Origin of the sequence: Rhizobium aethiopicum (assembly GCF_014197535.1) — a bacterium.
In the GTDB taxonomy this organism is placed as follows: Bacteria; Pseudomonadota; Alphaproteobacteria; order Rhizobiales; family Rhizobiaceae; genus Rhizobium; species Rhizobium aethiopicum_A.
In genome coordinates this window covers 1-12,593 of the sequence record NZ_JACIFV010000040.1, presented here as the reverse complement: position 1 = coordinate 12,593, position 12,593 = coordinate 1, and the positions used below count along the sequence as shown (strand labels likewise).

General features: G+C 62.2%; 13 protein-coding genes. 6 read left to right on the top strand and 7 right to left on the bottom strand.

Annotated features, from left to right (window positions below; genetic code table 11):
- Nucleotides 1-8 precede the first annotated feature (8 nt).
- From GGD53_RS29600 to GGD53_RS29585, 4 genes are all read right to left on the bottom strand, one after another.
- Complete coding sequence (locus GGD53_RS29600; RefSeq protein WP_184460277.1) at nucleotides 9-1,034, bottom strand: esterase-like activity of phytase family protein; 1,026 nt, start codon at nucleotides 1,032-1,034, stop codon at nucleotides 9-11.
- A 24-nt stretch (nucleotides 1,035-1,058) separates the two neighbouring features.
- Nucleotides 1,059-2,963 carry a cobaltochelatase subunit CobT gene (gene cobT / locus GGD53_RS29595; protein ID WP_184460275.1) on the bottom strand — a complete coding sequence of 635 codons (1,905 nt, stop codon included), beginning with the start codon at nucleotides 2,961-2,963 and terminating at the stop codon, nucleotides 1,059-1,061.
- Between the two features lie 13 nt (nucleotides 2,964-2,976).
- The gene (gene cobS / locus GGD53_RS29590; RefSeq protein WP_064805316.1) at nucleotides 2,977-3,969 is read right to left on the bottom strand and encodes a cobaltochelatase subunit CobS; all 993 of its coding nucleotides are present in this window, start codon (nucleotides 3,967-3,969) and stop codon (nucleotides 2,977-2,979) included.
- A 309-nt stretch (nucleotides 3,970-4,278) separates the two neighbouring features.
- Nucleotides 4,279-4,896, bottom strand: a complete 618-nt coding sequence (locus GGD53_RS29585) for a J domain-containing protein (RefSeq protein WP_004679597.1) — start codon at nucleotides 4,894-4,896, stop codon at nucleotides 4,279-4,281.
- A 102-nt stretch (nucleotides 4,897-4,998) separates the two neighbouring features.
- Here GGD53_RS29585 and GGD53_RS29580 point away from each other — a divergent pair, with 102 nt between their 5' ends.
- Nucleotides 4,999-5,283, top strand: a complete 285-nt coding sequence (locus GGD53_RS29580) for a BolA family protein (RefSeq protein WP_171899807.1) — start codon at nucleotides 4,999-5,001, stop codon at nucleotides 5,281-5,283.
- Between the two features lie 47 nt (nucleotides 5,284-5,330).
- Here GGD53_RS29580 and GGD53_RS29575 read toward each other — a convergent pair whose 3' ends face one another.
- From GGD53_RS29575 to GGD53_RS29565, 3 genes are read right to left on the bottom strand one after another with little or no spacing between them, the layout of a single operon-like run.
- The gene (locus tag GGD53_RS29575; protein ID WP_184460273.1) at nucleotides 5,331-6,644 is read right to left on the bottom strand and encodes an HlyC/CorC family transporter; all 1,314 of its coding nucleotides are present in this window, start codon (nucleotides 6,642-6,644) and stop codon (nucleotides 5,331-5,333) included.
- Complete coding sequence (gene aroB / locus GGD53_RS29570; RefSeq protein ID WP_184460271.1) at nucleotides 6,641-7,774, bottom strand: 3-dehydroquinate synthase; 1,134 nt, start codon at nucleotides 7,772-7,774, stop codon at nucleotides 6,641-6,643. Before aroB ends, GGD53_RS29575 begins: the two co-directional genes overlap by 4 nt.
- Nucleotides 7,771-8,358 (bottom strand): shikimate kinase, encoded by a 588-nt coding sequence (locus GGD53_RS29565; RefSeq protein ID WP_184460269.1) that lies wholly within the window; start codon nucleotides 8,356-8,358, stop codon nucleotides 7,771-7,773. The genes aroB and GGD53_RS29565 overlap by 4 nt, the downstream gene beginning before the upstream one ends.
- A 148-nt stretch (nucleotides 8,359-8,506) precedes the next feature.
- On the opposite strand from GGD53_RS29565, the gene GGD53_RS29560 reads away from it, so the two are divergent.
- From GGD53_RS29560 to GGD53_RS29540, 5 genes are all read left to right on the top strand, one after another.
- Nucleotides 8,507-8,683: a hypothetical protein gene (locus GGD53_RS29560; RefSeq protein ID WP_020922424.1), complete on the top strand. Its 177-nt coding sequence runs from the start codon at nucleotides 8,507-8,509 to the stop codon at nucleotides 8,681-8,683.
- Between the two features lie 5 nt (nucleotides 8,684-8,688).
- Entirely contained in the window at nucleotides 8,689-9,642 is a 954-nt protein-coding gene (gene xerD, locus GGD53_RS29555; RefSeq protein WP_184460267.1) for a site-specific tyrosine recombinase XerD, read from the top strand.
- Between the two features lie 63 nt (nucleotides 9,643-9,705).
- The gene (locus tag GGD53_RS29550; protein ID WP_088682902.1) at nucleotides 9,706-10,659 is read left to right on the top strand and encodes an acetyl-CoA carboxylase carboxyltransferase subunit alpha; all 954 of its coding nucleotides are present in this window, start codon (nucleotides 9,706-9,708) and stop codon (nucleotides 10,657-10,659) included.
- A gap of 196 nt (nucleotides 10,660-10,855) precedes the next feature.
- Nucleotides 10,856-12,100, top strand: coding sequence for a L,D-transpeptidase family protein (locus GGD53_RS29545; RefSeq protein ID WP_184460265.1), 1,245 nt, complete (start codon nucleotides 10,856-10,858; stop codon nucleotides 12,098-12,100).
- Nucleotides 12,101-12,105: 5 nt separating this feature from the next.
- A complete protein-coding gene (locus GGD53_RS29540; RefSeq protein ID WP_184460263.1) occupies nucleotides 12,106-12,330 on the top strand; it encodes a sulfurtransferase TusA family protein in 225 nt (74 codons plus the stop codon).
- Nucleotides 12,331-12,593 lie beyond the last annotated feature (263 nt).

The window sequence follows — 12,593 nt, the reverse complement described above, 5'->3', positions numbered from 1 at the left end:
ATGTGACGTCAATCTGACGCCGCGCTGAGCAAGTGGCTGTCGGAGAGCCGGAATTCCAGCATCAGATTGCGCTGCAGGATCGAGTGGTTGTCGTCCGACACCATAATGACATGGGTCGTGCCGTCGGCGGCCTGGAACACGTCAAGCCCCTCCATATTGTCGATCTGCGAATTGAAATTGCCTTCGATCAGCAATTCGCCATCGACGACGGCACCCGGCCGGATATCGGCACCTTTGATGCGCCGAAGTCGCATGCCGATACCTTCGGCCATGTTGAACCGGCGCTCCAGGAGCAGCAGGTCGCCGTCCGGCAGGAAGGCGCCGTCGGTTACGTCGAAGCTGCCGTCGCGTTTGATCGAGAACAGCCCTTTCAGCGGGCCGCTGAGAACGGCCGCCATCCGGTTGCCCTCGCTGTCGAGACCGCGCTCGGAGACAATGACCACGCCGCCCTTCAACGGACTGGAGGCGGGTGCCACGGCTATGGTTTCGATACCGCGATTGTCGCTCAGCATCTTGCGCGGGATGAGGATCGGCAGGGTCGCGATCGCGCGCGATGCGGCAAAGCCGGGATCGGGATAAACGTCGACGCGATGATTTTGCTCGAAAGAGACCAATATCCGGTCGCCGTCGAGAGCCACGCCCTCGGCATCCATATAGCCCTTGCCCTCGAGGCTGCGGCCGGCGCGGTTCTTCATCGGGGTGATCTCGACCTGAGAAAGGCCCGAAAGCCTGCCCTTGGCATCGCGCTCGATGCTGCCGGTCAGCCACTGGCCGGTATCGAGCACGACGACGAAGTGTTTCTGGTCCGGCCGGAAACGGATGGAGGAAAGCGAGCCGAACAGCGCTCGGCTGGAAACCATCTCCAGCCCGCCGAGAAATTCCAGCGATCCGAACGTCGTCTCCGACGATCCGATCCTGAAATCGGTAATTTGCCGGCTAATGATGGGTATTTCGTCCCCGGCCATCGCCGCGGAAGCGCCTTCTGCCAGGCAGAGCAAGACCGATGCCGCACGGCAGAGGCGCTTAACCATCATTCCACCTGTTTCCTTGCAGGAGCGTCAGCCGGCACGGCTTAACCGGCCGCCGCGCGGCTGGGCGGCGGATTGATCTTCGAAAAGCGAGGCAAGCTGTTCGGTCATCGCCCCGGCAAGCTCGTCCGCATCGACGATCGTCACGGCGCGGCGATAGTAGCGAGTCACGTCGTGACCGATGCCGATCGCCAGCAATTCGACAGGCGAGCGCGTCTCGATCTGCTCGATGACGGCGCGCAGATGCCGCTCGAGATAATTGCCCGGATTGACCGACAGCGTCGAATCGTCGACCGGCGCCCCGTCCGAAATCATCATCAGAATGCGGCGCTGCTCGCGCCGCGCGAGCAGGCGGTTATGCGCCCAGATCAGCGCCTCGCCGTCGATATTTTCCTTGAGCAGGCCTTCGCGCATCATCAGCCCGAGATTGGCGCGTGCGCGCCGCCACGGCGCGTCGGCCGATTTGTAGATGATGTGGCGCAGGTCGTTGAGACGACCCGGCGTCTGCGGCTTGCCGCCGGCGAGCCAGGTTTCACGCGCCTGCCCGCCCTTCCAGGCCTTTGTCGTAAAGCCGAGAATCTCGACCTTGACGCCGCAGCGCTCCAGCGTGCGGGCGAGAATGTCGGCGCAGGTGGCGGCAACCGTGATCGGCCGGCCGCGCATGGAGCCGGAATTGTCGATGAGCAGCGTGACGACGGTGTCGCGGAACTGCGTGTCGCGCTCCATCTTAAAGGAGAGCGGCTGCATCGGATCGATGATGATGCGCTGCAGCCGGGCCGTATCGAGATAGCCCTCCTCCAGATCGAAATCCCAGGAGCGGTTCTGCTGCGCCATCAACCGGCGCTGCAGCCGGTTGGCGAGACGCCCGACCGCGCCCTGCAGATGCGCCAGCTGCTTGTCGAGGAAGGCGCGCAGGCGCTCCAGCTCGGAGGCGTCGCAGAGTTCCTCCGCGGTGATGATCTCGTCGAACTCTTCGGTATAGACGTGATAATCGACCTTTTCGTTGAAATCGGCAAAAGGCGTGTTCGGACGGCGGGTCTCGCCCGGCGTTTCCGAATCGTCCTCACCCTCTTCCATCATGTCGTCGTCGGAGATTTCGGCGCCCTCGGTCTCGCCGTCCTCCATCTGCTCGTCGGAGACTTCACTGTCCTCAACGGGGGCGGCATCGGTGCCGGCATCCTCGTCGACCTCGTCCTGGTCCTGCTCGTCTCCGCTCGGCTGGTCTTCCTGCTCCGACTGATCGTCATTGTCGGCTTCGCTGTCATCGTCGCCATACTCCTCGGCCATTTCCATGGCCGAGAGCATGTTGCGGACGACTTTGGCGAAGGCCTGCTGGTCGTTGATCGCGCCCGACAGGTTACCGAGTTCAGCCCCCGCCTTGTCTTCGATGAAACTGCGCCAGAGATCGAGCACCTTGCCGGCCGAGGCCGGCGGGCGTTGGCCGGTCAGCTTCTCGCGCACCATCATGGCGACGGCTTCCCCGATCGGCGCGTCTTCCTGGCGCTCGATGCCAGTGAAATTCGCCTTGGAATATTTCTCTTCCGTCATGGAGCGCAGGTTCGCCGCCACGCCTTCCATGCGCAACGTCCCGATCGATTCGACACGCGCCTGCTCGACCGCATCGAAGATCGCCCGGGCGTCCGAGCCCTGCGGCGCCATCGTCGTATGCATCTTCTCGTCATGGCAGGCGAGGCGCAACGCCATGGAATCGCCGAGCCCGCGGGTGACCGCCAGCTCATGCGCCGTCGGCCGCTTGGAAAGCTCCGGCAGCCGGATGCGCTCGTCGGTCATTCCAGGCCGTTCATTGGCGAAGGTCACCTCGACATCGCCGTCGCCGGCGATCGAGCGGACGCAGCCGGATATCGCCCGGCGCAACGGCTCCACGTCGATGGGCGCGCCGGGTTTTGCTTTCGAATTGTCACCGCGAGCTGCCATGATCGGTCGGGCCTCAGGCTCCGAGGACGATGTTGGCGGCGCTTTCCTTCAGCTCCACGCCGAAGGCGCGCTGATAGTGCTCGGCGACCAGCGGGCGCTCCAGCTCGTCGCACTTGTTGAGGAAGGTGACGCGGAAGGCAAAGGCGAGGTCGCCAAAGATTTCGGCATTCTCGGCCCAAGTGATAACCGTGCGCGGGCTCATGACGGTCGACAGATCGCCGTTCATGAAGGCGGCGCGCGTGAGATCGGCAACGCGGACCATCTTCGAGACGATCTCGCGCCCTTCCCTGTCTTTGCCGAAGCTCTTCACCTTGGCGGCAACGATATTCACTTCGTGATCATGTGGCAGATAGTTCAGCGTCGTCACGATCGACCAGCGGTCCATCTGCGCCTGGTTGATCTGCTGCGTGCCGTGATAGAGGCCGGTGGTGTCACCGAGGCCGATCGTGTTGGCGGTGGCAAACAGGCGGAAGGCCGGGTGCGGCCGGATGACGCGGCTCTGGTCGAGCAGCGTCAGGCGGCCGGAGGATTCGAGCACGCGCTGGATGACGAACATCACGTCAGGACGGCCGGCGTCATACTCGTCGAAGACGAGCGCGACATTGTGCTGATAAGCCCAAGGCAGGATGCCGTCCTTGAACTCCGTGACCTGCAGCCCGTCCTTGACGACGATCGCGTCCTTGCCGACGAGATCGATACGGCTGACATGGCTGTCGAGGTTGATGCGCACGCAAGGCCAGTTGATGCGCGCCGCCACCTGCTCGATATGCGAGGATTTGCCCGTGCCGTGGTAGCCGGAGATCATCACGCGGCGGTTATGCGCGAAGCCTGCGAGAATGGCGAGCGTCGTCTCGCGGTCGAACAGGTAGTCGGGATCGAGATCCGGCACATAGGCGTCACCCTTGCTGTAGGCGGGAACGCGGATGTCGGAATCGATGCCGAAGGTCTCGCGGACCGAAACGGTGGTGTCGGGCAGTTCTGAAATATCGAGGTCGATCTTGCTCATCATGTCTCCAAGGCGGGTGAAGCCACCCGGCCAAACTGTCTCAGGCCATGTCGCAACCGTGACGCCGCGATCTTATTCCGCGCCCGTCCAGGTCGGAACGTCGGCGATACTTCTCCGGGACTGAAACGAAACCTCGGCGGGATGATGACCGCGTGCGAGCATTCTTGAAAGAGTCCCGGACAAGAAACGCCGCGTCCGGAAGGTCGGCCGAGGCGATGTCGGGAAAACACGCAGATAGGAGCCGCGTTTGCCTGCGGCCTCAGCCGATTTGGACCATACCCGATTGAAGCCCAAGAGCAAGGACGGGAATTAACAAAAACCGTTCTGCTTCAACAATTGATAGGCCTGGATGACGGCGCGGAAACGCTCTTCCGAGCCGCGGTCGCCGCCATTGGCATCCGGATGGTGCTTCTTGACCAGTTCCTTGTAGCGGCTCTTGATCTCCGCCGAGGTCGCGTTGGCATGCAGACCCATCGTGTCGAAGGCTTTGCTTTCCAGCGATTTCAGCTTGCGTGCCTGGGGAAAGCGCGGGCCGCTGCCCTTGCCGCCTTCCTTGACGAAGCCGAAGGGATCGCGAACCCGTGTATAGGCGCCGGAGCGCACCTCGGAATGCAGCGGACTGTCCTTGGCCGACTTGTTGACGCCGACGGTCCATGTCGGCCGATGGCCGGTAATCGCCTCTTTCTGGTAGCGCGCGATCTCGCCGTCCGAAAGGCCGGAGAAATAATTGTAGCCCTTGTTGTATTCCTTGACGTGCTCGAAGCAGAACAAAAAGAACTGGCCTTCCGCATTGCGTCCCACGGGAGCGCGATGCGAGCCTTTTTTGTCGCAGCCGTCCCACTGGCAGGTAGGCGGCGCCTGCTCTGCCTCCTGCTCGCGTTTGCGGCGTGTGCGGATGCGGTCGAAATATTTTGAATCAAGTCTCATGGCGGCGCTAATTATGAGGCTGTCGCAAGGCGACAACAAGAATTGACAAATGGGAATGTTGCTGGCTTGGTGGGAACCCTTTTCGCGAAGCAGCAAGACCGGATGATGACCCTGCGGACCCGCATCGAAGAAAAACTTGTCGAAGCCTTCGCGCCCGAACGCCTGAGCGTCATCGACGAAAGCCACCTGCATGCCGGCCACCAGCCCGATATCACAGGCACCGGCGAAACCCACATGCGGGTGAGGATCGTTTCGGCGAAATTTGCCGGCCTGTCGCGGCTGGCGCGCCACCGGGCGATCACCGAACTGCTGAAGCCGGAGCTCGATGCCGGCCTGCATGCGCTGGCCGTCGAACCGGCGGCACCTGGTGAACCCACCCGCTGGTAGCGGCACAGCAGCCTATATGGGGTTAGGATGCGGGCAATCCAACCGGATCACACCGGTTTCGCATCGTCTTCCTGCGCGGGGCGGATGCGCAGCTTGGTGATGCGGTTCTTCTCCCGCTTCATGACGACGAAACGTTTGCCGTAGAAGGTGAAGGCCTGGCGCTCTTCCGGGATGGTCATCGATTCATGGATGACGAGGCCGGCGATCGTCGTCGCCTCCTCGTCGGGCAGGTTCCAGTCGAGCGCACGGTTGAGGTCGCGGATCGGCACGCCGCCGTCGACGACGATCGAACCATCCGCCTCCTGGCGCACGCCCTGAATCTCGATGTCGTGCTCATCGGAAATGTCGCCGACGATTTCCTCGAGAATATCCTCCAGTGTGACGATGCCCTGCACCTCGCCATATTCGTCCACCACGACGGCGAAATGCTGTTTGCGCCGCAGGAAGGCATTGAGCTGGTCTTCGAGGTTGGTGCTGTCCGGCACGAACCACGGCTTCTGCGCAATCTTGACGATATCGAGGTTCTGCGGCTCCATGTTCGGCTCGGCAAGCGCCCGCAAGAGATCCTTGGCGTGGACGACGCCGATGATGTTGTCAATCGTGCCGCGCCACAGCGGCATGCGCGTATAGGGGCTTTCAAGAATGACCCGCACCACCGCTTCGGGCGGATCGTCGGCATTGATCGCCCGCATCTTGGTGCGGTGGACCATGATGTCCGAGAGTTCCAGCTCGCCGAGATCGAGCACGCCGCCGAGGCGGTCGCGGTCGGCCTTCACCACTGATCCCTCGCGGTGCAGCAGATCGACGGCGCCGCGCAGCTCCTCATGCGCCGTCAGCATCGAAACTTCCCGCGAAAGATTGATGCCGAACAGCGCCAGGATCTGTCGCACGACCGCATTGACCAAGGAGGACACCGGGCCGACGATGGCGACGAACAGTCTGGTGGGAAGTGCGACGGCGAGCGCGAAGCGTTCCGGCGCCGAGATCGCCCAGCTCTTCGGCAGCACTTCCGCGAAGATGACGAGGATGATGGTCATGGCGAGCGTCGCCAGCGCCACACCCGAACTGCCGAACAGCCCGAGAAAAAGGCTGGTGGCGATCGAGGAAGAGAGGATGTTGGCAAGATTGTTGCCGATCAGCAGCGTACCGATCAGCCGGTCGCGCCGTTCGATCAGCTGCCGGACGAGGCCGGCGCGTTCGTCACCGTTGACCTCAAGCGTATGAATGCGGCTGCGCGAAACGGCGGTGAGCGCCGTCTCCGTGCCGGAGAAGAAGGCGGACGTCAGCACGAGCGCCGTGATCGAAAGGATCTCCGGCCAGTATGTCGCAAGAAACGCCAAAGCGCCTTCGATCGTCGTCAAGGATGTTTTTCCCGGAGAAAGCTCAGCACTTCGGATGCCGGAACATCGTCGGCGACGAAGGACTGGCCGATACCGCGCGTCAGGATGAAGGTGAGCTTGCCGCTCTTGACCTTCTTGTCCTGCGCGATCGCCTCCATCAGCGATTCCGCCGGCGGCAGCTCGCCCGGAATTTCGGCCATGGTAGTCGGCAGGCCGACCTCCTTCAGATGCCGCTCGACGCGCCGTGCATCGTCTGGGCTCGCAAGGTTCATGCGTGCGGAAAATTCATGCGCCAGCACCATGCCGATCGCAACGCCCTCACCATGCACCAGGCGGCGGCTGTCATAAGCGGTCGCCGCTTCCAGCGCATGCCCGAACGTATGGCCGAGATTGAGCAGCGCCCGCTGGCCGGTTTCCCGCTCGTCGGCAACGACGACATCGGCTTTCGCCTGGCAGCTGGCAGCGATGGCCTCGATGCGGGCCGAGCCGCCCGTAAACACCGACTTCCAGTTCGCTTCCAGCCACGCAAAGAAATCCGGCTTGTCGATCAGCCCATACTTTGCGACCTCGGCGTAGCCTGCGCGGAATTCCCGCCCGCTCAGCGTATTCAGCACATCCGTATCGGCCAGGACCAGGTCCGGCTGATGGAAGACGCCGATCAGGTTCTTGCCGTGGCGGGAGGAATTGATGCCGGTCTTGCCGCCGACGGAGGAATCGACCTGCGCCAGCAGCGAAGTCGGCACCTGCACGAAGCGCACGCCGCGACGGACGATGCCGGCCGCAAAGCCCGAGAGGTCACCGATGACGCCGCCGCCGAGCGCGATTACGCAGTCGTTGCGCTCGACCCTGGCTTCGAGCACCTTGTCGCAGACATCGATGAGATGTTCGAAGCTCTTCGTCTTCTCGCCGGCCGGCAGCACGACCTCGGCCGAGACGATACCTGCCGCATTGAGGCTCGCGACGACGGCCTCGAGATAGAGCGGAGCGACGTTTTCGTCGGTGATGATGGCCGCCTTGCGGCCTTTGAGACGCGAGGCGATCTCGGCGCCGGCCCGCGCAATCAGCCCTGGCCCGATCAGGATGTCATAGGCGCGCTCGCCGAGCGGCACATGCACCGTCTGGACTGATGAGGCGGAGCTTATCGCATTCATGATGCTGCACTTTCTTTCTGTTCGACCACAGCCTTAAGCACCTCGTCCGCCATGATTTCCTTGCGCACATCACGCGAGAGTACGGTGAGGTCTGCCTGCGCATAGATCGGGTAACGCGCCTTCATCAGATTTTCGAGGGTCTGCTTGGGATTTTCGGTCTTGAGCAGCGGCCGCGTGTCACGCTTGTTAACCCGCTCCCAAAGCACGTCGAGATCAGCCTTCAGCCAGATCGACAGCCCGCCCTTTTTTATATGCCTGCGGGTGCGGTCATTGATGAAGGCGCCGCCGCCGGTGGAGACGACGCGTGGTCCGCTCTTCAGGAGCCGCTTCATCACTCGCGTTTCCAGCGCCCGGAACTCTTCCTCGCCATAGGCTGCGAAAAGTTCGGCAATGGTCATGCGCGACACCCGCTCGATCTCGTGATCGCTGTCGATGAAGGGAATGCCGAGTTGGCTGGCGACGATGCGCCCGACGGAGGATTTCCCGGCGCCCATCAGGCCGACGAGGACCAGATTGCGTGAACCGAGCGCAGCGCGAGCTCTGTCTTTCAGGCTGTCAGCAACGGTCAGCAGTGGTTCACTCATCGGTCCATTCACACTTTGTTTGCAAACCGTATCGACAAATGCATGTGGAGCGTCAAGTCGCGGACAAGGGAATCATGGCTTGAATAGCGCTTCTTGCACTTGCGAACACGCTTCTTATAACAGAAGCAGAGCATGAAGGAGTTGCCGGATGCCGACCCTGTTCCGTTTCCTGTTCTTCTGCGCGATCCTCGCCGGGACGGTTTACGGAGCGATGTGGGCGCTCGTGACCTTCGTCGAGCCGCAGCAGCGCGACGTGACGATCCGTATTCCCTCCGAGCGGGTCAATCCGCCGGCGACGGGCACGATCGATACGACCGGGAAGTGAGTGAGATGATGGATCTAAGCCGCGTCCACGTGGAATCCTTCCTGGAAATGATGAGCGCCGAACGTGGCGCTGCCGTCAACACCCTACAATCCTACCAGCGCGACCTCGACGATGTCAGCGCTTTCCTGAACGGCCGCAGCATAAGGTTGACCGAAGCCGTCTCGACCGACCTGGCCGCCTATCTCGCCTCGCTGGCGCGCCAAGGCTTCAAGCCCTCTTCGCAGGCACGCCGGCTTGCCGCCATGCGGCAATTCTACAAGTTTCTCTATGCCGAGGGCCTGCGCACCGACGACCCCACCGGCGTTCTCGACGCGCCGAAGAAGGGGCGTCCGCTGCCGAAGACGATGAGGGTCGAGGAGGTCGGCAGGCTGCTGTCCCAAGCGCAGGCCGAGGCCGACGACCCGGCCCCCGGCCAGTTGCAGCGCCTGCGCATGCTGGCGCTGCTGGAACTGCTCTATGCCACAGGCATGCGTGTCAGCGAACTCGTCTCGCTTCCCGCCCGCGTGCTCGACCAGGAGGGCCGCTTCCTGATGATCCGCGGCAAGGGCAACAAGGAGCGGCTGGTGCCGCTGTCGCACTCGGCGATCGCGGCCCTGAAAACCTATGGGCGCCTGCTGGCGGCCGAAACCGCCGCGGCGAAGCAGCCGCAGGAAAGCCCCTGGCTGTTTCCCGCCGCCTCCAAGGAGGGATATCTGCCGCGCCAGGTTTTCGCGCGCGACCTTAAAAACCTGGCGATCCGCGCCGGCCTGACGCCGTCGCTGATCTCGCCGCACGTCATGCGCCACGCCTTTGCCAGCCACCTGCTTGCCAACGGCGCCGATCTGCGCGTCGTGCAGGAACTCCTCGGCCATTCGGACATTTCGACCACACAGATCTACACACATGTCCTCGAAGAGCGGCTGCAGCAGCTCGTCCAGACGCATCACCCCCTTGCCAAACAGGCGAAAAAGCACGAATAGGACCGGCGACAAGGGGCGGAGCCAGGAAAACGCCCCGCGGCACAAGGAACGGAAACGCACCTCATGCACAATTATCTCGACTTCGAAAAGCCGATCTCCGACCTCGAAGGCAAGATCATCGAGCTGAAGAAGCTCGCAACGGAAGACGAGAGCATCGACACCACCGATGAAATCGGCCGGCTGGAGGTTCGCGTCCGTGAGGCGATCGTCGAAATCTATTCCAAGCTCAATGCCTGGCAGAAGACGCAGGTCGCTCGCCACCCGCAGCGCCCGCATTTCGTCGATTACGCCAAGACGCTGTTTCAGGAATTCACGCCGCTTGCCGGCGACCGCAAATTCTCCGAGGACGCCGCAATCCAGGCTGGCCTTGCCCGCTTCCGCGGCCAGCCCGTCGCCGTCATCGGCCAGGAAAAGGGCAACGACACCAAGAGCCGGCTCAAACACAATTTCGGCAGCCCCCGGCCGGAAGGCTACCGCAAGGCGATCCGCATCCTTGAAATGGCCGATCGTTTCGGCCTGCCCGTCATTTCGTTGGTGGATACGGCTGGTGCCTATCCCGGCGTCGGCGCCGAAGAGCGCGGCCAGGCCGAGGCGATCGCCCGTTCGACGGAAATGTGCCTTGGCGTCAAGGTTCCCCTGGTTTCCGTCGTCATCGGCGAAGGCGGCTCGGGCGGCGCGATCGCGATTGCCACCGGCAACAGGGTCTATATGCTCGAGCATTCGATCTACAGCGTGATTTCGCCGGAAGGGGCGGCCTCCATCCTCTGGCGCGATTCGACCCGCGCCCGGGAAGCGGCGACCAACATGAAGATCACCGCCGAAGACCTGAAATCGCTCGGCGTCATCGACGGCATCATTTCCGAGCCGCTCGGCGGCGCCCATCGCGATCCCGACAGCGTGATCGCCGCAACCGGCGATGTGATCGCCAATGCGCTGGGCGAAATGGCATCGCGTTCCGGCGAACAGCTGCGCAATGAGCGGCGTCAGAAATTCCTCAATATGGGCCGCAACCTCTAAGACAAGTTGCGCTTTTCAGCGATTGGGGCCAAATCTTGGCCACATTGATATTATCTGTAACATTCGCGCTTGCGGGGATGTTCGGGGCACGTCATAGGCTGGTAAGGTTTTATAAAGTATAAGCCGCCTATGATTCCTTCCAATGCCCGAACTCCATAGGCGGACCGGGTCGCACTATCTTTATGGGCTAATTTGGATGCGCATACGTCATTTTGCCTATGTTTCCCTCATGACACTGGCTCTCACCGGCTGCAATGACGCGTTGGAAACCGCGCAGGTCGATCTCTCCAAGGTCAAAAACAAGGTCGAGCAGCCGCTCCCTCCCCATATCCTCAACGCCATGGCCGCCAAGGGCATGGACCGCAATTCGCCGATCATGATCCGCATCTTCAAGGAAGAAGGTGCCATGGAGATCTGGAAGGCGAAGACCGACAACCGTTTCGACAAGATCGCCGATTACAAGATCTGCGCCTGGTCCGGCCGCCTCGGCCCGAAGGTCAAGACCGGCGACCGGCAGGCGCCGGAAGGCTTCTACGAGCTGACACGCGCCAACCTGAACCCGAATTCCAAATATTATCTGGCGATCAACACCGGCTTCCCGAACCGCTACGACGCGGTGAACGGCCGCACCGGCTCCGATCTGATGATCCACGGCGCCTGCTCGTCCTCCGGCTGCTATTCGATGACCGACCAGCAGGTGCTGGAGATCTACGCCTTTGCCCGCGACGCCTTCAAGGGCGGCCAGTCGACGGTGCAGCTGCAGGCCTTCCCCTTCCGCATGACGGCGGAAAACATGGTCAAGCATCGTCTCGACCCGAACAATGACTTCTGGAAGATGCTGAAGGTCGGCTACGACAATTTCGAAGTGACGAAGCGCCCGCCCGAGGTGAACGTCTGCGAGAAGAAATATGTCTTCAACCAGCAGGCAACCGATGGCGGCGCCTTCAATGCCGCCGGCAAATGCCCTGCCATGTCGACGCCGCCGGCGCTGACGGCAGCCCTTGCCTCCTATGGCAAGACCTATGACGCCGACTACGCCAAGGCGATGAGCAAATATGACGGCATGGCCTGGTACGATCCGTCCGAAGCCGAGCGCAAGGCCGTCGTCGCCAAGACGCGCAAGGGCCGCGAACTGGCTTATGCCCCGACCGGCACCTCGCTGGAAGCGGGCCGCATGGTCAAGGTCGCCGAACTCGAAGACCTGATGGCCAAGCGCACGACGCAGAGCCTCACCGCCAACTCCGCGGCCGGCGCCACACCCGCAGCGCCGGCCCAGCTGCAGGCAACGGCGCAGCCGCAGGCAGTGGCAGTCGCTGCCGCGACCCCGGCGTCCGTGCCGGTGCCGACGCCGAACCCGCTGGCCTATACGGCGCCCGAGCCGCAGGAAACGGCCGAGGCTGCGGCAAAGAAGCCGTTCTGGAAGTTCTGGGCACGGAACTGAACGGCTTGAACCCCGTTCTCTACGATCTTCGCGGCCTGAAATGCCCACTCCCGGTGATGAAGACACGCCGGAAGCTTGCCGCCATGGCAAGCGGCACGCTCATCCTCGTCGATACCAGCGATCCGATGGCGGTGATCGACATGCCGCATTTCTGCAATGAGGACGGCCACGACCTGGTCGAGACGGAAAAGACCGACAGCGGTCATCGCTTCCTGATCCGCAAGCGGTAAAACATGTCACCAGCGCATCGACCTGAAAATCGGACTCGATTTTCGGATAGCACGACGCGGCGCGCTTTTAGAGCGGTTCAGCTTTTCATCGAAGCGCAGAACCGCTCTAAGTTTTTGTTTACACAATTCCGGACGAAAAACCGTTTCACACTTTTCCTGGAATTGCGCTAGAGCATGCTGTTTTCATACGGAAGCATAGCCTGAGTTTGTGAGATAGTTGGCGCATTCGGCCGGCGAGAATGCGTCGAGCAATTCACCGGCCT

Coding starts and splice junctions, on each gene's coding strand:
- GGD53_RS29600 (WP_184460277.1), bottom strand. CDS start 1,034: ATGATGGTTAAGCGCCTCTGCCGTGCGGCATCGGTCTTGCTCTGCCTG.
- xerD (WP_184460267.1), top strand. CDS start 8,689: ATGATGGATCTAAGCCGCGTCCACGTGGAATCCTTCCTGGAAATGATG.
- GGD53_RS29580 (WP_171899807.1), top strand. CDS start 4,999: ATGATGACCCTGCGGACCCGCATCGAAGAAAAACTTGTCGAAGCCTTC.
- GGD53_RS29585 (WP_004679597.1), bottom strand. CDS start 4,896: ATGAGACTTGATTCAAAATATTTCGACCGCATCCGCACACGCCGCAAA.
- GGD53_RS29545 (WP_184460265.1), top strand. CDS start 10,856: ATGCGCATACGTCATTTTGCCTATGTTTCCCTCATGACACTGGCTCTC.
- aroB (WP_184460271.1), bottom strand. CDS start 7,774: ATGAATGCGATAAGCTCCGCCTCATCAGTCCAGACGGTGCATGTGCCG.
- GGD53_RS29565 (WP_184460269.1), bottom strand. CDS start 8,358: ATGAGTGAACCACTGCTGACCGTTGCTGACAGCCTGAAAGACAGAGCT.
- cobS (WP_064805316.1), bottom strand. CDS start 3,969: ATGAGCAAGATCGACCTCGATATTTCAGAACTGCCCGACACCACCGTT.
- cobT (WP_184460275.1), bottom strand. CDS start 2,963: ATGGCAGCTCGCGGTGACAATTCGAAAGCAAAACCCGGCGCGCCCATC.
- GGD53_RS29560 (WP_020922424.1), top strand. CDS start 8,507: ATGCCGACCCTGTTCCGTTTCCTGTTCTTCTGCGCGATCCTCGCCGGG.
- GGD53_RS29550 (WP_088682902.1), top strand. CDS start 9,706: ATGCACAATTATCTCGACTTCGAAAAGCCGATCTCCGACCTCGAAGGC.